The organism is Sphingomonas sp., assembly GCF_017745215.1.
Taxonomy (GTDB): Bacteria; Pseudomonadota; Alphaproteobacteria; order Sphingomonadales; family Sphingomonadaceae; genus Sphingomonas.
The window spans coordinates 164,282-186,097 of record NZ_JAGHZV010000008.1 but is presented as its reverse complement, the minus strand read 5'-3'; the positions used below and the strand labels follow the sequence as shown (position 1 = coordinate 186,097).

The window sequence follows — 21,816 nt, the reverse complement described above, 5'->3', positions numbered from 1 at the left end:
GGCGTTTGCGAGGAGGCTCGCGAACGTGGTCGTAGTTGATCAGCGAGTGCTGGAAGGGGGGGTAGCTCAAACAATCCCACCTTCGAGCGATTGCGCCAAGGCGATCGCGCATGAGAGAATTGCCGAAAGCCCCAACTCCATCTGCCCGGCATCGCGCAAATTTCTGGCGTAGTAATCGACGCCCGGCATCACGAAGCTCAGGTCGCCGAGCGACAGGTCGTGATACGGATCCGGGACCGTTCGGCCCAGGTGCCAGACGATGCTGAACACGCCGGGCATTCGATCGCGAGGCACCTGCATGAGCGCCAGCGAACCGTATAGGATGAAATCGCCGTAGCTGCGCAGTCCAATCGCCTTCTCGGCCCGGTCGCTGTCGAGATAAGAGACGGAGAGGAGGTCGAATCCATTCGACTTGCCGGCCTCCAGGAACGCTTTCTTCGCTTGGCCCGGGGTCGGCAGCGAGCCTCTGGCGATGCCAAATCGCTCCATCTCCTCGTCGACCCGGATCGAGATCGCCCTTCTGAGTTTCAGGGAAAGCGCGCCGCCCGATTCCAGATCGGACAGGATCGCATCCATGCACGGATGCGCGCTGGGCAGAAAATAGCTGTCGCGCGGCTCCTCGGCGGAGACCCTCTCACAAGCGTCCAGCAAGAGCGATCGATAACGCGACCGATCGAAGCGCGCTGCGCCACGATCCCTGCGATCGGAGGCGAATCCACCGGAGGAAATGAATTCCTTCGAAACCTCGGACCAATAGGTTTCGAGGGAGCAATCAACCTCAAAATCAGCGCAGAATTCGACAAGCGACTTTTGGTAGACGCGATGGACGCCGTAGCCGGCCTGGCACAGCGCGTCGCCGATCACGCCGAACCCGGGCCAATCGTCGAAGAAGGATTGGCGAAACCGTATCATTCGATGTTCTCATCGGGCTAGGGAATCACTGGGATCGGAGCGCCCCCAGGTACGATGCCCGGAATGGGTAACGGTAGATTGAATATGGAGGGAACCCTGACATATTCCTCCATCAATTGATAGCGATAGGTGATGACGCCGCTTTGCCAGAAGGTGTAGTCGATCCAGCCATAGGCCCCCGGCAGCGTAAGCTTGTTGCCCTTGAAGAACGAAGGCGCGACCTTGCCGGGAACATAGGTGGGCGGATCGAAGCTGAAGAAACTCTTGGTCGAGAGCGAATAGTCCCACACCTCGCTCAGCGCGGCCAATTCCTGACCTGCGGGCTTCAGTTCCCAGATGAAGCGGCTCGCCGTATTCCCCAGGTCCGGCCGCCCCCGGACATAGCTATGGCCGTTCTGATAGAATTTCGTGCCGTCCGGAGCGTTGGCAAGGTTGGCGAACCAGGGAGGGCCCAGGCCGTTGGCGGTGACCGTAAGCATGTAATGAGCGTCGTCGCCTAGCTGCGTATCGGTGACGAACTTGATGCCGACCAGATCGGGTTGCAGCTCCGGGAACTGCGAGGGATCGAACGTCAGCCCCACGAACAGCGACGGGTCGATGCGACCGCCGGTGACAGAGAAGGCGTTCGGATAAATGATGTCTACCGCCGGCGTGATCGTCAGGGATCCGCGCGGGCGGGACGGCAGGAAGTTCAGGGACCGGGAACGAAAGCCCGTGACGACGATCTCGTTCGGATCCCGGGAAAGCACGTCGCGCTTCACCTGGTCCACGCTCTGGCCATGCGCGAGCGCATCGAGGATGCGCTTCCGATCTTCCGCCGTGCCTCCCCCGGGCAGTGTCGCAACGACCTCGTCCGCCTGGCGATCGATCGCCCGTTGATCGATCGCACCCTTTCCGAGCGAATAGGCGAATTGCGCGACGACATCGGGCAATCCGGCCAGGACGTTGTCGCCGAAGTCGCTGCCGTCGATGAGCGAGCGCGTCGCCGCGTCGGCGATATCCGATGCCATGCCGGTGACGGCGCCCTTCAGCGAATTGTCCAGGTCGAAACCCTTGAGGTCCGCGTCGTAATGGAGCGTGCGCCCGACCGCGCCGCCGATCCCCGCGCCGACCCCCGCGGCTGCGACACCCGCCCAGCTGAACTTGTCCTGCAGCCCGGTCGCGACGCCGATCCCCTGCGTGATCGCGCTGCTGAGCGCACCGCGGGCCACGTCGTTGGCGAAGGTGGTCAGCTTGCCGAGCCCCTTGAAGACATCGACGCCCTTGAGTGCGCCGCCGACGGCGCCGCCCAATGCCGCCAGGCCCACGCTCTTCCAGCTGAACTTATCCTGGATGCCCGTGGCCAAGCCGACCACCTGCGACGCGATCGAGCCCGCCGCGCCCGCGACGGCGCCGCCGACCACCGCGCCCGCGACGGCAGCCGCGCCCGCGCCAAGTCCGCTGAACGCACCCTGGAAGAAGCTGATCGCCTCCGGCCCGACCCACGCCGTCACGGCGATCGCCACCACGGCGAGCAGGATCATCCCGAAGACGCCGCACTTGTTCTTCTTGGCCTTGCCAGCCGGCGTCTGCGGCGCGGGCGCGGTGGGGCTGGTGTCGCCCATCGCAGCGGCAGGATCGTAGGGTGTGAAGGTCGAGGCGTTATAGGCCGAACGCTGGACGCCCGGCGGGATCCGCAGCATCTGGCCCGAGGCGAGCACCGAGCCCGCCGAGAGACCGTTGGCTTCGGCGATCAGGTACCAGAGCGAGCTGTCGCCCCAGAATTGCGCGGCGATCGCGGCGAGCGTCTCGCCGCCCTTCACGGTGTAGACGCCGCCCGACGCGCCCTGGCTGTAAGTGGTTATCGGATTGTAGAATTGGTCGAAGTCGCCATAGGCGGCGCCCCAGGTCGATCCGCCGCGGAAGGCGCCATTGCCCGGACTGATCGGCCGGTTCGCGACCGATGTCGCATAATTGGTCTCGAGCGTGCCGTTGTTGCCGGTATAGCCCATCTCGCGTCCGGCGAAGCGGTACCAGACCTCGTGCGGATCGCCCTGGTTCCAGATGCCGTCATATTCGTCGCGCCGGATCGTCTGGCCGTTCATGTCGTTGGTGTAATAGACGGTGCGCGACCGGCCGTCCGCGATGGAGGCGGTCGTCAGCTGGCCCATCGCATTGTAGTTGTAGCTGGTGGTGCCCGTGCTGGTGCCCGTCATCGTCGTCGAAGCGATCACGGCTCCGTCGTACCAGCCATAGCTGTTGGTCACGCCCGAGGTGGTGAACGGCGCGCCCGTATACCAGCTGTTGGTGGTGCTCGAGACCAGCGCGCCGAGCGCATAGGCGGTGCCCGAGCCATAGTCGTTGTAGGTATCCGTGACGCGCGTCGTGCTGCCCGCGCGCTGGAACACTTCCTCGAACGTCACCTGTCCCTTGGCGTTGTACTGGAGCAGCCGGTCGTAGGTCGCGACATTGAGCGCGTTGGTGTCGTAGTCGGGATCGGTATTCCAGTCGATCTGGCGCTCGAGCCGGCCCTGCGAGTCATACCAATAGTTCGCCTTGCGTGCGCCAGTCGCGGGCGGCGCCGTGACCGTCAGCGTACCGTCGCCGTTGTCGGTGTAGCCGCTTTGCGCGATACGGACGTCCTTCAGCTGGCCGTCCGCCCAATAGGTATAGTCCTCGCGAACCTCGGCGTCATAGGCGATGCTGACATAGGTGTAGGTGTAGCCGCCCCAGCCGCCGTACATGCCGGGATCGTAGACCTCGACATAGACGTCGCCGTACGCGGTGGTGGTGCTCGTCGCCCGCGTCCGTTCGCCCGCGGCGTTGTACATCAGGTCGACACCCTCGGTGCCGCGCAGGATCGCCCCGCCGGAGAGGATGCCCTTGCCCGTCACCACCCGGTTCATCAGATCGAACTTGTACCAATAGTCCTGCGTGGCCGCGCTCGGGGCGGCCGTGCCGTTCTGGTCGAGCGGCCGGAACGTCGCGACGGACCGCCGGATGTTCGAATTGGCGTCGTAATAATAGGCCGTTGTCGCCGCAGGCGTGGCGGAGGTCGCCGTGGCCGACCAACTGCTCAGCCGGTTGAGCGCGTCATAGGTCGCCGTCGACGCGGTGATGACGTTCGTGGAGACTTCGTAATTATATCCGTCGACCACCCATTGGTCGTAGCCGTAATAATAGTCGTATTCGGTATGGCCGTATTCGACCCACTGCCCCGTGGTCGTCGAATATTGCTCGGTCAGCCGGTTGCCGGTCTTGTCATAGCTGTAGACGGTCTTGTCGAGCGTGAAGGCGACCTGCGAGGCCGAAGTATCGACTCCGATGCTCATTTGGCCGAGCTGGCCGCTGTTGAGATAGTCGTAGTTGGTCGTGACGCCGCCGACGGTGCGGCTGGTGACCCGTCCCGCACGATCGTAGCCGAAGGTCGAGCCATGCGCGCCCATGTCGACGTGCGTCGTCACATGGCCGAACAGGTCGGCCGTCTCGACGATCGTCTTGCCGTTGGCGTAGGTGGTGGTCTCCTGCCAGCCGCCGGTCGCGGACTCGTCGGTGCGCACGAAGCCGGTGGCACGAAGCGAGCCGAGCCAGCTGTAGCTGGTGGTGGTGATGTCGCCGCCATAGGCGACCTGACGCGTGATCCGCCCCATCACGTCATATTCGGTGATCTCGCGGCCGGAATAGCCGACGACATTGTTCCAATGGCCGGTGCGCTGGCCGAGAATGTCATAGGCGTAGGAATCGCTGAGCCCGACCGGTCGCGCGACGGTGAGCACCTGGCTGAGCTTGTCGTAGCTCATCTGGGTGATGCGGCCGAGTTCGTCGGTCTGCCGGATGAGATCGCCGAAGACGTCGAACCCCTGCGTCGGCGCGCCGCCGTCGAGGTGCCATTCCTTCACCACCATGCCTTCGCTGTCGCCATAGCCCGTTCCGCCGAGCAGCCGTCGCGTGGTGATCCGGCCGGCCGAAGCGGCCACGCTGTTCGCATCTTCCGATCCGACGAGGCGGCCGGAGAGATCATAATAATAGCGCTCGGTCGGGCGGAGGCTGGTGGAAACGCCGGTTTCGCTCACCGAGGTCACGGTCGGGTGCTGCACCTGGATCCGGCGACCCATGGTGTTGTATCCATAGTCGGTCTGGTTGAGCAGCGCGTCCTTTTCCCAGGCGATCTCGCCGAACGCGTTATAGCCGACCTCGGTCGTCAGGTTCTGCCGCGTTCCCCCGACGCTCAGTTCGCGTTGGGTCTGGATCGTCTTGGTGGCCTGGCCGCGCTTGTCATAGACCGTGATCGTCGCATTGACCGTATCGCTGTAGGCGTAGCCCAGCGCGGTGGCCTGCGACATGGTCGAGAGGTCCATGCCCTCGCTCTCGATCGCCATCGTCACATGGCCGACGGCGTCATAGATGAACAGGCGCCACACGCCGTCTCCGGCATTGCTGCGGATCAGGCGCCCGACGCCGTCGTAGCTGTTCTGCTCCTGCCAGAGCCCGTTGGTGCCGCGCTGCGAGACTTCGCCGAACGCGTTATAGGCAGTCTGCGTGAAGCTCACCTCGGTCCAAGTCGTGCCCGAGACGGTGTTGACGCCCTGCCGCACGACCCGGCCGAGGGCATCATAACCGGTCGAAATGCCTTCCTGGACAAGGCCCGCGCTGCCCGCGTCGCGCTGATAGCGGGTACCGATCACGCGACCGGCGATGTCGTAGACATATTGCCGGACGTTGCTGTTGGCGTCGGTGGTGCTCTCCAGCCGCCCCCCGGTGCCGTAGCTGTTGGTCGTGATCCGGTCGTCGCTCGCAAAGGCCTCCCGGCCCTGGCGCGTCGACGTCAGGTCGCCGAGGCTGTTGTAATAATAGCGGACGGTGGGACGCACCGTGGCGCCCGTCCAGTCGACGAGCGAGGCGCGAGTCTCGACGACGAGCCTGCCGGCATTGTCATAGGTGTAGTTGGTGAGGTCGCCGGTCGCTTCCGCCTTGCTCGCGACTTTGCCGAGCGCGTTGTAGGTATAGGTGACGGTCGCGCTGGTCGCGGCGGCGCTCAGCAGGCCGTTCGTCGTGTTCAGCGTCCAGGCGACCACGCCGGTGCGCGTCTCGGTGAGGCGGCGCCCCAGCTTGTCATAGGTGAATGTGGTGACGCGGTCGTCGCTCGTCGTGCCGACCGACAGGGGGGCCGCGGTGGTCGGCGTTCCTACCGCGCGCGTCGAATAGCGGCGCTCGGACAGGGCATTGCCGTTGGCGTCGTAGCTCCAGTCGGTGCGATATAGCTCGGCGTCGATCTGCGACGTCTTGCGGCCGAGCTTGTCGTAATAGGCGAACACGGCCGAACCGTCGGGCCCGGTCGTCTTGATGGCGTTCCCGTTGCCGTCATAGTCGTATGTGGTCGTCAGCGTGGTCGTCGCAGTGACGTAGCTCGATCCGTTCCAGCTGCCCACGAGCTGGCCCGCGACATTGCTGGTCCGCAGCCGGTCGGCATTGTCGTAGGTGTAGGTCGTCTCGCGATAGCCGCCGCTCGGCGTCGCGGGCGGGTTGCCGCCCGGGGTGCCCGGCAGCGCCACTTGCGTCGCATAGAGTCGCGTCGCGGTGAGGTTGCCGACCGCGTCGTAAGCGAAGGTGGAATAGGTGCCCAGCGCATCGATCTCGGCGATCTTCCGATCGAGCCGGTCGTAGTAGGCGAAGGTCGCCGCGCCCGCGGGATCGACCTTCTTGATCAAGTTGCCGCGGCCGTCATAAGTGAAGAAGGTGCTCGGCGTCGCCGAAGCGCCGGCATAGCCGACCGCCACGGCCATGCCGCGCTGCTCGATCAGGCGGTTGGCCTTGTCGTAGAAGAAGAGCGTCGTCCGCGCCACCGAGGTGCCGGAACCCTCCACGCGCTGCTTCATATTGCCGCGCGCGTCATAGGCGTATGTGTTGACGATCGTCGTGCTCGAGACGCCGCCGCCGCCGGTGCCATAGTCGCCGCTGACCGCCGTGCTCTCGCTGGTGAGCAGCCCGCGTCGGTCGAAGAGGTTGGTGGTGATCGCGCCGAGCTTGTTGCGCACCGTCGTGCGGTTGCCGAACGCGTCGAGCGTATATTGTTCGTAGTTGCCGAGCGCATCGGTCGACTTGGTAACCCGGCCGAGCCGGTCATATTCGAAGCTGGTCGTCGCCGGCGCGTCGGCGCCGCCGCTCGTGTCCCACGTCCAGCTCGGCGCCGCGCCGCCGATCGTGACGGCACTGGTGGTGCGCACGCTGTGCTGCGTCGTGCTCAGCATCTCGCCGAAGACCGTATAGGCGATCTCGGCGACGTAATTTTCGGCGTCGCGGCTGGCGACCGCCCGGCCCAGCTTGTCGTAGTAGCGGTAGCTCGAATTGCCGCGCGCGTCGGTCACCTTCACGGCGTTGCCGAAGGCGTCATATTGATAGCTGGTCACGCCGCCGATCGCGTCGGTCTCGCTCAGCAGCTGGCCGAGCCTGTCGAACGTGCGCGCGGTCGAATGACCATTGGGATCGGTGACGGTGACCGCGTCGCCGCGGCCGTTGTACGTATAGTGCGTCGACGGATTGGCGCCGCCCGAGACCCAGCCGTCGATCCGATCGGTCAGCCGCCCGCTGGCATCATAGGCGAAGTTGGTCCGACTCTCCTCGGCCGCGCCCGCCATTTCGATATCCCAGGCGAGCGTGCCGTTGCCGTAATAGCTGTAGTCGTGGCCGTGGTTCTCGCCGTCCCGCACCGTCGCGACGCGGCCGAGCGCGTCGTAGGTGGAGGTGGTGCTTGCATAGGTGCCCCCGGCGTTCGCGGCGACGGTGTCGATCGTCCAGGCGTCGGTCGCCGAAACGGCCGTGTCGAAACGCCGCGTCTCGGTCAGCTGGCCCAGCGCATTATAATAGTTGCGGGTGACATAGCCTTCGGCATCGATCGCGAAGGTCTGTTCGCCGCGCGCATCGTAATAGCTGCGCGTAACGCGGTCCTTGGCGTTGGGATTGGCGGCAGCCCAGCTCACCATCGTCGCATTGCCGGGCAGCGAGGTGGTGGCGCGCGTCGTCGCGAATTGGGTGGTCTTGATCAGCCGCCCGAGCGAGTCATAGCCGTAGCCGGTGACCGCGCCCGTCGCGTCGATCGAATAGGCGAGGCGGCCCGCGGCGTCATAGGTGGCGTAGCTGATGCGGTTGTTCGCGTTCCCCGCCAATCCCGCGGTCGAAAGCGCGGATTGCAGCGCCGACAGGGTAAGCGCGCCGGGCATCGCGATCGAGCCGGCATATCGGATCACGGTACGCGCGGCCCCGCGCTCGCTCGAGGTGGAGACTCCGTCGTTGTAGACATATTCGGTGACGTGGAAGAGTTCGTCGATCTCGTAGCGCAGCTGGCCTTCGCCGTCGTAGACCGACATCGTCATCGCGAAGTCAGTCGGCGACGGGATGCTCGCGATCAGGTCGGCCATCGTCCCGCTGGCCCGCACGGACGCCCCGGTGGCGTTGGTATAGGTTCGCTTCTGCGCCAGCCGCCCGGCGGAATCATAGCCGTAGCGCGTCATATAGCCTTCGGCATCGAGCGTCGCCCACAGCTTGCCGCTCGGCGAATAGAAGTTGCGCGCCACTGCATCGGCGGCGTCGGCGGTCGGCAGCAGCAGCGTGGCCGGCGGTGTCGCCTGGATCGTCGAGAGCTGGCCGGCGCTCAGCTTGTTGACGAACGCCGTGGTCTTCACCAGCTGGTCCGAGCCGTCATAGTCGAAGCGGCGGACCGAACCGTCGCCCGCGATGCTCTCGATCAGCCGGCCGCCGTTGTCGTAGACGGACCATGACCAAATGTCGGCGGCGTTGGCGGCCGGCCGGATCGAAGCGATCTCCAGCGTGTTCGCCGGATTGGCGAGCGTCGTCAGATTGGCGGCACTGATCGCGTTGGTCCAGCGCACGGTCGCGGCCACGCGATTGTCCGCGTCGTAGCGGTATTCGGTGACATAGCCGTAGGAATCGATGTCCGCCGTGCGGCGCCCGGCCTTGTCGTAAAGGGTATAGGACTTGTTGCCCACAGCATCGGTGGCGACGCGGGCGCGGCCCAGCGCGTCATATTGGAAGCTGGTGGTCCCGCCCGTGACGTAGCTGCCCGAAGCGACGAGCGAAACGAGATCGCCTGCCTTGTTGAAGGTCGAGGTCTGCACATAGCCGTTGGCGAGCGTGACGATGGTCTTGGTCGAATTGTCCGCCGTCGAATCGACGAAGACGAAACTGGTGGTCGCGCCATTGGTGTCGGTCGAGGCCGTCAGCCTGCCGAGCCCGTCATAGACGAAGACCTCGCTGTTGTCGGCGGCGAGCTTGCGGCTGAGCATGTGCCCGGCCTGGTCGTAGACGGTGGCGACCTGGGCATAGCCCGTTGCGGCGGCGGCGTTGCCCGAAGTGTCGGCCGCCGCGTAGGTGCGCACTTGCGTGAGTCCGCCGCGAGCGTCGTAGCTATAGTCCTCGACTGCCCAGCTCGTCTTGTCGGCGAGGCCGGCGGCCCAGCTGGTCAGCTGCGTCGACGTGACGAGCGTGGTGGGGGAAAGCGCCGATACGTCGTAGACATAGGCGGGATATTGGGTCTTTGTCGCCAGCCGCCCATAGCCGTCATAGGTGTAGCGCGTGACCCAGCCCTGCGCGCTCACCGTCCAGATCAGCCGGTTCGAGCCATCGTAAAGGTAGCGGTCGGTGTGCTGGACGGCCGACGAAGCGGCATCGGACCCGGTCCGCGTCTCCGTCAGCAGGTTGCCGCTGGCGTCGTGCGTGCGCGTGACGACATTGCCGTTGGGGTCGGTCGACGTCTCCCACAGCCCGTTGCTGAAGCTGCCGAACGTCGTGATCTTGCCCAGCGCATCGGTGACCGTCGTCAGGTCGCCGTTGGCGTTGTAGCCATATTGCACGACTTGCGCGGACGCCCCGGTCACTGCGGGCGGCGCCGAGACCTTCTTCAGCGATCCGTCGGCATTGTATTCGAGCGTCGTGACCTGGCCGGTGGCGTCGGTGACCGTCGTCGAGCCGGTGCCGTAGCCGATCGTCGTGGTGCGCGTCACGCCTGTGCTCGCGGTCTGCGTCAGGGTGCTGACGCGGTTCGACCCGTCGTAGGCGATCGCGAGATAGCTGCCGTCCGACTGGCTGATCGATGCGACCAGCTTTGTCGTGCCGACATAGGTGTAGGTCGTGGTGAACACCGCGCCGTCGCCGACGCTGTTGTCGCCCGGCGTCAGGTCGGTCGTGACCATGGTGAGCCGGTTCGACGCGTCATAGCCGTAGCGCGTGCGCGTCAGCGTCTTCGCCGTGTTGGTGGCCAGGTCGGTATAGCCGGTGACGACTTCGGTGATGTTGCTGCCGGACCAGTTATATTGCGTATAGGCCCCGTCGGCGGTGGTGACGCGGTAGAGATTGTTGGTGCCCGAATAATAAGTGAAGGCTTCGGCGTTGCCGCTGGTGTCGGCCTGAGCGGTGATCCGCCATTCGTTCGCAAGCGTCGACACGGCATAGGTCTCGGTCCACCGCGTGTCGCCGTCGGTCCAGGTCCAGACGTTGGTGCCGCTGTTGTAGGTGAGCGTGTCGTAAACACCGGCGCCGTCGGTCGCGACATAGGCCGAGCCGTTCCAGCTGTAGGTGATCTCGCTGCCGTCCCCGGAGCGCCGCTTGATCGTGCTGCCCGTGGCGTTGGCCGTGCCGGTCAATCCGAAGATTCGGCGATCGGTGCTCATCCGCCAATTGTCGCCGTTGTCGTCGGTCAGGTTGCCGAGGCTGTTGTAGGTCCGGCCGATCACCGCGTCGGGGCCGCGACCCACCAGCATCTCGTCCTGGCGAGCGATCAGCAGGTTGCCGGTGGCGGCATTGAACGCGACCTGCTCGCCGGATCGTCCGATCGCCGCCGAACCCAGCAGGCCCGAGCTTCCCAGCACATTGCCGGATCCCCGCTCGAAGCCGCTGCCGGCACCGGTAAAGATCGCAACCATCGGCCTTCTCCCCAAAGGTCCCGCAATCGTTGGAGAACGAGCGCGTTCGGAAGGAGATCGGCGGAATTGGGAGATCGTTTAGCGGATCTGACGGCTTTCTACACGAAAATGGAACGAGTTTTCTTGGGGAAGACCGCCAAGACAGGCGATTCATCTTCGATCTTCGCCAAAAGGACTCGGGTGCCGCCCGCGGGGAAGATCGTGTCGTTCTTGCCCCGGACGACCAGCATCGGGGGCGCGATCGCGGAAGAACTTCTGGAAGGGGCCGAACTCGGATGCGCGCGGACGGCCGGCGCTCGTGAGCCGTGGCCAACCCTCCACAAACGGGCGAGGGCCCCGATCGCGTTCAGTCCGTGCCGCCGGCCCCGATATCGATCACGCCGACGCCGCCCTCGATCCGGATCTTCGTCCCGAACGGGCGCGAATAATCGATCACTTGTTCGAGGATCCGCCGTGCCGCCGCGGGTGACGGCCGGCGCGGGGTGCCGAGCTGCGAGCCGGGGCGCTCGATCGGGCCCAGTTCCACCGGATAGAGGCGGACTTGGGCCAGCCGGCCCTTCTCGTAGCGGCTCCGGGTGAGCAGCGCGACGAGGTTGTCGGGCTGCTGGAGGCGGCTCCAGGCGCGCTCGTTGGTTTCACCCTCGCCGACGATCGGGCCGTCCGGCGACGCCGGGGGCAGCTCGCCTTCGTCGGCCCAGGTTCGCAGCTGCTGCGACTGGAAGACGAAGTTCGAGAGGCCGTAGAAGATCGGCTTGCCCTTGTAGATCTCGACACCCTTCAGCGTGTGCATGCCGTGCGCGAAGAACAGGTCGGCGCCCTGGTCGATCGCGGCATGCGCGAACTCGATCTCGAAGGTGGGCGGGTAGTGATCGTCCGAATAGCGCTGGAAGGCGAAGCGGTTCTGGTGCCAATGCGCGGTGACCGCGAGGAAGTCGTTGAACTGCTTGCCGGTGCGCACTTCGCGCAGGATGTCGCGCAGCGGCTGGGGCTTCATCGCATAATCATATTCGCCGGGCCCCGGCGTCACCTTGAAGCGCGTGCCGAAGGCCTCGAGTGTGTCGCCGGTGCCGGGAACGCCGGCAATCGCGCGGAGCTGGGCGAGCTGCGCCGCGGTGACGCCGTTGTAGGTGACGAGGTCGAGGTCGTTGGTGCGCGAAGTGATCTCGCCGCGCGCGGCCTTGGCGCGGGTCTGCCTGGCGCTGAAGGGATGCTCGCCGGCAAAGCCCTCGCCGCCGCCGCGCAGGCGGAAGGCGGTGCCGAACACCGTCACCTCATTGGCGAGGTCGTGGGGCACGTCGATCGGGTTGGGCGTCTCGCCGCGGCGCGCGACGATCGCATCGCGCATCGCGCGCAGCTGGGCGAGCTGGGCCGCGTCGACATAAATTGGGTCGCCCGTCGCGATGCCCGACATGCGGCTGGTGCTCTCGCTCGCCGCATAGACGCCGATCAGCCCGGCGCTGCCCTTGGGGGTGGCAAAGCTCCGCGTCATCCGCGCTTCGGTGAGGTTGTAGTCGGCACCGGTATGGACGATGCCGACGCGGGCGAGCTCGCGGAAATCGGCCCAGAGGCCGGGCTCGCCGCCGTCGAAGGCGTGGTTGTTGGCCTTGGTGACCATGTCGATGCCCATCCGCGCCCAATCGTCGGCGATCGTCGCGGGCGCGCGCTGGTGGCCGATCGGGCCGCGGTAGCTGTCGTGGTCGACGATGAAATTCTCGTTGTTGGCGAGCGTCAGGTCGGCGTCGCGCATCAGCTTGACGAGATAGGCGATGTCGGGATCGTCGCTCTGCGCGAAGGGCGCCATCTGGATCATGTCGCCCACCGCGACGACGGTGAAGCGCTCGCGGATCTTCATGCCGAGCTCGACGCGCTGGTCGCGCGGCGGCATCGGGCCGCCGAAGCTCCGGGCATCCTGCGCCGCGGCGGGGGTGGCGAGCAGCAGGCAGGCGGCGAGCGTGCGGACGAGCATCAGGCGTCTCCCTTGCGCGTGAGCAGCACCGCGGCGAGGCTGATGGCGGCGGCGACGCTCAGCCAGGCGCCGGGGATCGCCTTGTCGCCGGTGGCGGCGATCAGCCAGGTGGCCAGGGCGGGCGTGAAGCCGCCGAACACCGCGGTCGCGCCGCTATAGGCGATCGAGAAGCCCGTCGTGCGCACGCGCCGGGGCATGATCTCGGTCAGGTGGACGATCATCGCGCCATTGTAGGTCGCGTAGACCAGCGCGAGCCACAGCTCGACCGCCAGCAGCCGCTCGAGCGACGGCGCCGAGACCAGCCACAGCATCGCGGGGTAGCCGGTGAGGATCGCCGCGAGCGCCGCGCCGATCAGCAGCGGCCGCCGCCCGATCCGGTCCGAGAGCGCGCCCATCGCCGGCAGCAGCGCGAAGTTCGCCGCGCCGACGCAGAGCGTGACCAGCATCGCGCCGGCGGCGCTCAGCTTGAGCACGCTGTTGCCATAGGTGGGGGTATAGGCGGTGATCATGTAGAAGAAGACGGTGGTCATCACCGCGGTGAACATGCCGGCGAGCACGATCGCCAGGTTCGCGCCGATGCTGCCGAACAGCGCGCCGAAGCCGGGGCGCGGCTGGGTGGCGTCGAAGCCCGGCGATTCCTCGAGCAGCCGGCGGATCAGGAACAGGAACGGCACCATCAGCGAGCCGATGACGAAGGGGATGCGCCAGCCGTTCCCGGCGATGTCGGCGGGGCTCAGCCAGAGGTTGAGCAACATGCCGACGAAGGCAGCGAACACCACCGCGACCTGCTGGCTCGCCGATTGCCAGGCGACAGTGAAGCCGCGCCGCCCGGGCGTGGCGATCTCGGCGAGATAGACCGAGACGCCGCCGACCTCGACGCCGGCCGAGAAGCCCTGGACCAGCCGGCTCGCCAGGATCAGCAGCGGCGCGAGCAGCCCGATCTCGGCGTAGCCCGGCATCAGCGCGATCGAGAGCGTGCCCAGGCCCATCAGCGCGAGCGTGAGCAGCAGCCCCTGCCGCCGCCCGTTGCGGTCGATATAGGCGCCGAGCACCAGCGCGCCGACCGGGCGCATCAGGAAGCCCGCGCCGAAGGTCATCAGCGCGAGCATCAGCGAGGCGAGCTCGTTCTGGGTCGGAAAGAAGGTCTGGCCGATCGCCTTGGCGTAATAGCCGAAGACCATGAAATCATACATTTCGAGGAAGTTGCCGCTCGAGACGATGAGGACGTTCCTGAACGCCTTGCGCCGGGTTGAGGCTGGGCTGGTCATGGCAATGCGGGTCCTTTCGCCGGCGATGGCCGGTCGTCGAAGCGAGTCGAGAAGGGGACGGCTCAGCGCGGGCGGAGCAGCAGCCGTCCGAAGCGCCCGGGCGTGGCCTTGCCGGCCAGCACCGCGGCGCGGCCGTTGATGAAGAAGGCCACCACGCCCTGGGCATAGGCGTGTGGCTGCTCATAGGTGGCGGTGTCGCGGATCGTCCTGGGATCGAAGACCAGCACGTCGGCGAACGCGCCGGGCTTGAGCACGCCGCGATCGACGATGCCAAAGACCTGCGCGGGCAGGCCGGTCATCGAATGGATCGCCTGCGCCATCGGCAGCACCGGGCGATCGAGCACATAGGCGCGGATCTTGCGCGGGAAGGCGCCATAGGCGCGCGGATGCTCCGAGCCTTCGCCGAAGCGGACCAGCGCGCCATCGGTGCTCGTCATCGTCCAGGGCTGGCGCATGATCGCGTCGACATCGTCGTCGCTCATGTTGAACGACACGGTCTTGGCGCCGCCCTTGATCAGCATCTCGATCGCCATGTCGCGCGGATCGAGGCCCTGCGCGGCGGCGATCGCGTCGAGACGCTTGCCCTCGAGGCTCCGGTCGGTGGGATAGTCGCGGATCTGGATCGTCGCGGCGCCGCCGCGCAGCACCAGGCTCGCCGCCATCGCGTCGCGGATGCGCGCGCGCTGCGCCGGGTCGCGCAGCCGCTCGGCGAGCGCGGCGGGGCCGCCTTCCTGTGCCCAGTCCGGCGTCAGCGCCGCGGCGAGGTTCGAGCCCGAGGCGGTGTAGGGATATTGATCGGCCCAGATCGACAGTCCCTCGGCGCGCGCGGCCTCGATCATCCGGATCGCTTCGCCCGACTTGCCCCAGACGCTGGGCCCGAGCATCTTCATATGCGTCACCACGCCGCGGATGCCGGTCTCGCGCGAGACCTGGATCAGCTCGGCGATCGCGGCGAGCACGCCGACGTCGTAGCTCGCCTCGTCGCGGATGTGGCTGGAATGGACCGCGCCGGGATAGCGCGCGGCGACGCGGGCGAGCGCGACCAGCTCGGGGGTCTTCGAATATTTGCCGGGGACGTAGAAGGGCCCGCTCGACAGGCCGAAGGCGCCGAGGTCCATCGCCCTGGCGACGAGCCCCTCCATCCGCGCGAGCTCCTCGGGGCTGGGGTCGCGGTTGGCGAGGCCCATCACGGCTTCGCGCACCGCATTGTGCCCGATCATCGGCACGAGGTTCACCCCCGGCGTCAGCGCGCGGATCCGCTCGAACTGCGGCGCGAGGTCGGCGGGGCCCTTGCCGTCGGGGTTGATCACGACGGTGGCGATACCCTGGTAGAGGATCGGCAGCGCGGCGGCGAGCTCGGGCGTCTCGATGCCGGGCGAGGCATGGCTGTGGACGTCGATGAAGCCGGGCGAGACGATCTTGCCGGTCGCGTCGATCACCGTGCCGGCGGTCGCGCCCTTGGGCACGTCGCCGACCTTGACGATCCGGTCGCCGTCGATCGCGACATCGGCCTTGCGGCCCGGGCTGCCGGTGCCGTCGAACACGGTGCCGCCGCGGATCAGCACGTCGTAATGCGCCGGCGCCTCGGGCGCCGGGGCGGCGGCGAGCGCGAAAAGCATCGCCCCGGCGGCGAACAACCGCCTCGAAACGCCAGGCCGCATCCGCATTCGACTGTCCTCCCCGGCCGCGCATCTGCGGCCAGGGTCCAGACTGGCGCGCAGCCGGCCGCGGCGTCAATCGGTGCGCCCTTTCAGAGGGTTCGCTGTCCCATAACCGGAGGGCATGACCGGCTTGCGGGCCCGCCCGGTGGCCGATACGCTCCTTCAAAACCCTGCAGGTCGCGTATCATGATGAACCTCCGCCACATCGAAGTCTTCCACGCCGTCTATCAGTCGGGCTCGGTCTCGGCGGCGGCGCGCGCGCTCAACGTCTCGCAGCCGTCGGTGAGCAAGGTGCTGCGCCATGCCGAGAGCCGGATCGGCTTCCCGCTGTTCCGCGTGGTGAAGGGCCGGCTGGTCGCGACCGAGGAAGCGCATGCGCTGTTCCACGAGGCGCGCGAGCTCTACGCCCGCGTCCAGTCGCTCCAGGAGACGACCAAGAACCTGCGGCGCGGCGGTGAAGGCTATCTGCGGCTCGCGGTGCTGCCCTCGCTCGGGCTCGATGTCGCGCCCGCCGCGGTCGCCGCCTTCCGCGCGGTGCGGCCCGACGTCTCGTTCGAGATCCGCACGCTCCACCGCGAGGACGTGCTGCGCGCACTCTACGAGCGCAACAGCGACCTCGCGATCATCTACGACGCGCCGCACCACCCGCAGCTCGGCGGCGTCTCGATCGGTTCGGGCGAGCTGGTGATGTTGTACCGCCGCGAGGAGTTCCCCGATGCGCCGCCGCGGGTGTCGCTCGACATGTTCAGGCACCGCGACCTGATCCGGCTCACCGATTCGGGGCTGCTCGGCACGCTGTTCAACAATGAGGTGAGCGAGGAGCAGCCCGGCGTGCCGGCGATCTCGGTGCAGACCTATTATGTCGCCGCCGCGCTGGTCCGCCGCGGCGCGGGATTCGCGATCGTCGACGAGTTCACCGCGCGCGCCAATGCCGGGCCCGACCTCGACTTCCGCCCGCTCGTCGGCGGCGCGCGGTTCGAGGTGTTCTGCACCCATCTGGTGAGCCGGCCCTTGTCGCGGCTCGCGCGCGATTTCGTCGCGATGGTCGAGAAGACGCTGGCCAGCGGAGGCCTATAACCCTCGGCTATGACGTTCGTCCTTCTCTGAATCTGGGCAGCGGCGGCCAAGCTGCCATCATCGCGCGGACGGCTCGTGAGGCCGATCCAAGGCACAAGCCCAAGGCAAAGCGATGAACATTTCGGGTCCCTATCTTCTCTATCTCGGCCATGCCACCGATCCGCTGTCGGTGAAGACCTCGCGCGGGCTCGCGGTGTGGCGGCCGGAACTCTGCGTCGGCGAATATCGCGCCGAGGGCGGCACGCTCAGCCTGGGGCTGCCCCGGCTGGGCTTCGCCGAAGCCGCGGCGATGGGCGCGCGCACGATGATCCTCGGCGTCGCCAATGCCGGCGGGCTGATGGGCGCCGAGGCGATCGCGCATGTGATCGAAGCGCTGCGCGCCGGGCTCGACGTCGCCTCGGGGCTGCACGACCGGCTGAACGGCTGCGCCGAGATCGTCGCAGTGGCGCGCGAGGAAGGCCGCCGGCTGTTCGACGTCCGCGAGCCCCCGCGCGACCTCGCGGTCGGCAACGGCCGGCGGCGCGAGGGGCTGCGGCTGCTCACCGTCGGCACCGATTGCTCGGTCGGCAAGATGTACACCACGCTGGCGCTCGAGCGCGAGCTGCGCGCCCGCGGCGTCGACGCCGATTTCCGCGCGACCGGGCAGACCGGCATCCTCATCGCTCAGTCGGGCATCGCGATCGACGCCGTGGTCGCCGACTTCATCTCGGGCGCGACCGAAGCGATCTCGCCTGCGCGCCGCGACGGCGGCTGGGACCTGATCGAGGGGCAGGGCTCGCTCTACCACCCCTCGTACGCCGGCGTGTCGCTCGGGCTGCTCCACGGCGCCCAGCCCGATGCGATCGTGCTCTGCCACGAGATCGGCCGCGAGCATATCCGCGGCATCCCCGGGCGGCCGCTGCCCGACCTCGCCGCATGCATCGAGGCGAACCTCACCGCCGCGCGGCTGACCAATCCCGAGGTCGTCGCGGTGGGCGTCGCGGTCAACGGCTCGCGGCTCGACTCCGAGGCGGCATGGCGCGCGTGCGAGGCGATCGAGGCCGAGCTCGGCCTGCCCTGCCAAGACCCCATGGTGAGCGGCGTCGACCGCATCGCCGACCGACTGCTGCAATGTTTCGAACCCTGCACGCTCGTGTAGAGCGCTGGCCGCTCGCCACCCCGTTCCGCATCTCGCGCGGGATCAAGACCGCGGCGGACGTGGTCACCGTCGCGCTACGCCAGGGCGATGCGCTGGGGCGCGGCGAATCGGTGCCCTATGCCCGCTACGGCGAGGATCCGGAGAGCGTGATCGCGCAGATCCAGGGCGTGACCGGCGCGGTCCAGGCGGGCGCCTCGCGCGAGGACCTGCTCGGGCTGCTCCCGCCCGGTGCCGCGCGCAACGCGATCGACTGCTCGCTCTGGGACCTCGAAGCGAGTCTCGCCGGCGCCTTCCCCGAGCCGCCCGCGCCGGTGGTCACCGCCGTGACGATCAGCCTCGACCGGCCCGCCGAGATGGCGGCGGCCGCGGCGCGTGCGATGGCGGGCGGGGCGCGGCTGCTCAAGGCCAAGCTCGACGCGCGCGAGCCGGGCGACTGCCTCCAGGCGATCCGCGCCGCGGCGCCTGGCGTCACGCTGATCGCCGACGCCAACGAGGGCTGGTCGCTCGACGACCTCCGGCAGCTCCAGCCGCTGCTCCGCGCGCTGCGCATCACTTTCGTCGAGCAGCCGCTGCCGGCGGGCGAGGACGCCGCGCTCGAGGGGCTGAGCTTCCAGGTGCCGCTCTGCGCCGACGAATCCTGCCACACCGGCGCCGATCTCGACCGGCTCGCGGGCCGCTATTCGGTGGTCAACGTCAAGCTCGACAAGACCGGCGGGCTCACCGAGGCGCAAAGGCTCGTCGAGGCGGCGCGGGCGCGCGGCTTCGGGGTGATGCTCGGCTGCATGGTCTGCACCTCGCTGGCGATCGCGCCGGCGTTCCGGATCGCGGCGCTCGCCGATTTCGTCGACCTTGATGGTCCGCTCTGGCTGCGCCAGGATCGTGACGATGGCGTCGTGATGCGCAGCGACGGCCTGCTGGCCCCGCCCGCGCCGGCGCTCTGGGGTGGTGGTCGCGCGTGAAGCGACGGGAGGAACGATGACGCTGCTGCGCGGGTGGTTCGGGATCGCGCTGTGGCAGCGCGTCCTCGCGGGACTGGTGCTCGGCGTCGCGCTCGGGCTGCTCGTCCCCGCCGCAGCACCGTGGATCGCCTTCCTCGGCGAGATCTTCGTCCGGCTGATCCGGATGCTGGTGGTGCCGATCGTGCTCGTCACCGTCGCGGCAGGCGTGGCCTCGCTCGCCGACCCGCGCCGGCTCGGCTCGATCGGCGGGCGCGCGGTGCTGCTGTTCGTCGCGACCACGGTGATCGCGGTCTCGGTCGGCATTGCGGTCGGCCTGCTCCTCCAGCCCGGCGCGCACGCCAGCCTCGGCGGCGCCGCGCCGCACGCGCTCGGACCCGCCAGGACGGTCTACGAGCAGCTGGTCGGCATCGTCCCGCTCAACCTGTTCGACGCGCTCGCCAAGGGCGACATGCTCGCGATCCTCTTCGCCGCGATCCTGGTCGGCGCGGGCACCGTCGCGGCGGGCGAGGCGGGCGCACCCTTCGCGGCGCTGCTCTCCTCGGCTTCGGCGGTGCTGCTCCACATCGTGCGCTTCGCAATGGAATTCACGCCCTTCGGCGTGCTCGCGCTCGTCGCCAATGCCGTCGCCGCCAACGGCCTCGCGGTGTTCGGGAGCATCGGCACGCTGGCGCTGTGCGTCGTGCTGGGCTCGCTGGTCCAGATGCTGCTGGTGCACAGCCTGCTCGTCGGGCTGGTCGCGCGCGTGCCGGTGCATCGTTTCTTCCGCGGCATCGTCGACGCGCTGGTCGTCGCCTTCTCGACAGCGTCGAGCTCGGCGACGCTGCCCGTGGCGATGCGCGTCGCGCAGGACAATCTCGGCATCGCCCGACCGGTCGCCTCGGTGGTGCTGCCGCTCGGCGCGAGCATCGGCAAGGACGGCACCGCGATGTACGTTGGGCTGCTCAGCGTCTTCGGGCTGCAGGTCTTCGGCGTCCCGCTCCAGGTCGATACGCTCGGCATCGTGCTGCTCACTGCGGTGCTCGCTGCGTTCGGGACCGCGCCGATCCCCTCGGCCTCGCTGTTCATGCTCGCCGCGGTGCTCGCCGCGGCCGGGGTGGCGCCCGAGCAGACCGCGCTGATCGTCGGGTTCATCCTGCCGTTCGACCGGCTGCTCGACATGACGCGCACCGTGCCGAGCGCGAGCGCGAACCTCGCGGTCGCCGCAGTGGTCGCGCGCTGGGAAGGCGCGATCGAGCCACCGGCCCATAGCCCCGAGCTATAGGTGCCGGAAGCGTTGATATGCAGGACTTGGGCGGGAGCCCGATAGGATGACGATCGGATGACAAGGGTGGGAGACGCGGCAGTGGCGTTCGGCGCAGCAGGGCAGGGAGGCAGGGTCGCGGACCGGCGCCCCGTCGCGCTGCCGACGCGGCGGACGCTGCTCCGGCTCGCGGGCGGGCTCGCCGCCGCCGGGCTCGCCGCCCGCGCGGCACGCGCCGAGGATGCCGAGCCGCTCAGCCCGGTCACGCTCGCGCTCAGCAGCTACATGAGCGAAGCACGCGACCGGCCGCTGCCCGCGGAGGTTCAGGAGCGCGCCAAGCACCATATCCTCGACACCTTCGCCGCGATCGTCTCGGGCAGCACGCTGCCGCCGGGCCGCGCCGCGCTCGGCTTCGCGCGCAGCTATGGCGGCGCACCGGTGGCGACGATCGCGACGACTGCCTTGCGCTGCGGCGCGATCGAAGCGGCGCTGGTCAACGGCACGCTCGCGCATTCGGACGAGACCGACGATTCGCTCGCGCGGATCGATCCCGACGACAACGGCCGCTGGCGCTCGGTCGGCTGGCATCCCGGCTGCGGCGTCGTGCCCGCGGCGTTCGCGGCGGCCGAGCAGTTCGCCACCAGCGGCGCGCGCTTCATCCGCGCGGTCGCGCTCGGCTATGACGTCGGCGGGCGGATGCTCGACCTGCTTCGCCCCGAGCCGGCGTTCCGCAACCGCAGCACGCACCAGATGTGCGGCACCTTCGGCGCAGGCGCGGCGGCGGCGGGCGCGGCGGGGCTCGATCCGCGGCAGATGCGCTACCTCCTCGAATATTGCGCGCAGCAGGCGGCGGGGATGCGCGACTGGTACCGCGACCAGGACCATATCATGAAGGGCTTCGTGTTCGGCGGCGCCCCCGCGCGCAACGGCGTCACCGCCGCGCTGCTCGTCAAGGGCGGCTGGACCGCGGTCGAGGATTTCCTCGCCGGCGATGGCAATTTCCTGCTCGCCAACGGCATCGCGGGCAAGGGCGAGATCCTCGCCGAGGAACTCGGCAAGCGCTTCGAGATCACGCGCACCAGCATCAAGAAATGGACCGCGGGCTTCCCGGCCCAGCCCTTCCTCGAAGCGCTCGAGACGTTGCTCAAGCGCCGGCCGGTCGATCCCAAGCGCGTGCGCGAGATCGTGCTGCGGCTGAAGCCCGGCTCGGTGGTCGACGACCGCGGCATGCCGTCGATCTCGGTCCAGCACCTCGTCGCGCTGATGCTCGTCGACGGGACGGTGACCTTCGCCTCGGCCCACGACGATGCGCGGATGAAGGACCCGCGGGTCAACGCGCTCGCCGCCAGGGTCCGGCTCGATCCGGCGCATCCGGTGACGATCACGCTGACGCTCGACGACGGCACCCAGCTGTCCGAGCAGATCGGCTTCATGCCCGGCACGCCGGCCAATCCGATGACGCGCGAGCAAGTGGTGGCGAAGAGCCATGCGCTGATCGCGCCGGTGCTGGGCGAAGCGCGCAGCCGCGCACTGGTCGCAGCACTTCTCGATCTCGAGAACCGCCGTGACATGCGGACGCTGCGGCCGTTGCTGCAGCGCGGTTCGGCCGCACCCGCGCCGGGCTGACACCAGGATACACGTCCGCCGGGGAGCGAGGATCACGGAAAAAGGCGGGCAAAGA

The 21,816-nt window shown here is 68.0% G+C and carries 10 protein-coding genes; 5 read left to right on the top strand and 5 right to left on the bottom strand.

The window, feature by feature from the left end:
• Window positions 1–66: 66 nt before the first annotated feature.
• The 5 genes from J7495_RS10485 to J7495_RS10465 all read right to left on the bottom strand — a co-directional run bounded on the left by J7495_RS10485 (window position 67) and on the right by J7495_RS10465 (window position 15,679).
• On the bottom strand, window positions 67–912 hold the full coding sequence (locus J7495_RS10485) for a hypothetical protein (protein WP_294056443.1): 846 nt from the start codon (window positions 910–912) through the stop codon (window positions 67–69).
• Window positions 913–929: 17 nt separating this feature from the next.
• Entirely contained in the window at window positions 930–10,826 is a 9,897-nt protein-coding gene (locus J7495_RS10480) for a LysM peptidoglycan-binding domain-containing protein (RefSeq protein WP_294056442.1), read from the bottom strand.
• A 346-nt stretch (window positions 10,827–11,172) separates the two neighbouring features.
• On the bottom strand, window positions 11,173–12,792 hold the full coding sequence (locus J7495_RS10475) for a CapA family protein (RefSeq protein ID WP_294056441.1): 1,620 nt from the start codon (window positions 12,790–12,792) through the stop codon (window positions 11,173–11,175).
• Entirely contained in the window at window positions 12,792–14,060 is a 1,269-nt protein-coding gene (gene tcuC / locus J7495_RS10470) for a tricarballylate/proton symporter TcuC (RefSeq protein ID WP_294056440.1), read from the bottom strand. Before tcuC ends, J7495_RS10475 begins: the two co-directional genes overlap by 1 nt.
• A gap of 62 nt (window positions 14,061–14,122) precedes the next feature.
• Window positions 14,123–15,679, bottom strand: a complete 1,557-nt coding sequence (locus J7495_RS10465) for an amidohydrolase family protein (RefSeq protein WP_294056439.1) — start codon at window positions 15,677–15,679, stop codon at window positions 14,123–14,125.
• 228 nt (window positions 15,680–15,907) lie between these two features.
• Between J7495_RS10465 and J7495_RS10460 the strand changes: the two genes are divergently transcribed.
• The 5 genes from J7495_RS10460 (at window position 15,908) to J7495_RS10440 (ending at window position 21,761) form a co-directional block, all read left to right on the top strand.
• Window positions 15,908–16,798 (top strand): LysR family transcriptional regulator, encoded by an 891-nt coding sequence (locus J7495_RS10460; protein WP_294056438.1) that lies wholly within the window; start codon window positions 15,908–15,910, stop codon window positions 16,796–16,798.
• A gap of 112 nt (window positions 16,799–16,910) precedes the next feature.
• Window positions 16,911–17,936 carry an N-acetyltransferase DgcN gene (dgcN, locus tag J7495_RS10455; RefSeq protein ID WP_294056437.1) on the top strand — a complete coding sequence of 342 codons (1,026 nt, stop codon included), beginning with the start codon at window positions 16,911–16,913 and terminating at the stop codon, window positions 17,934–17,936.
• Window positions 17,909–18,895, top strand: coding sequence for an N-acetyl-D-Glu racemase DgcA (gene dgcA / locus J7495_RS10450; RefSeq protein WP_294056436.1), 987 nt, complete (start codon window positions 17,909–17,911; stop codon window positions 18,893–18,895). Before dgcN ends, dgcA begins: the two co-directional genes overlap by 28 nt.
• A gap of 16 nt (window positions 18,896–18,911) precedes the next feature.
• Entirely contained in the window at window positions 18,912–20,156 is a 1,245-nt protein-coding gene (locus J7495_RS10445) for a dicarboxylate/amino acid:cation symporter (RefSeq protein WP_294056435.1), read from the top strand.
• A 57-nt stretch (window positions 20,157–20,213) separates the two neighbouring features.
• A complete protein-coding gene (locus tag J7495_RS10440) occupies window positions 20,214–21,761 on the top strand; it encodes an MmgE/PrpD family protein (protein WP_294056434.1) in 1,548 nt (515 codons plus the stop codon).
• The last annotated feature ends 55 nt before the right edge of the window (window positions 21,762–21,816 follow it).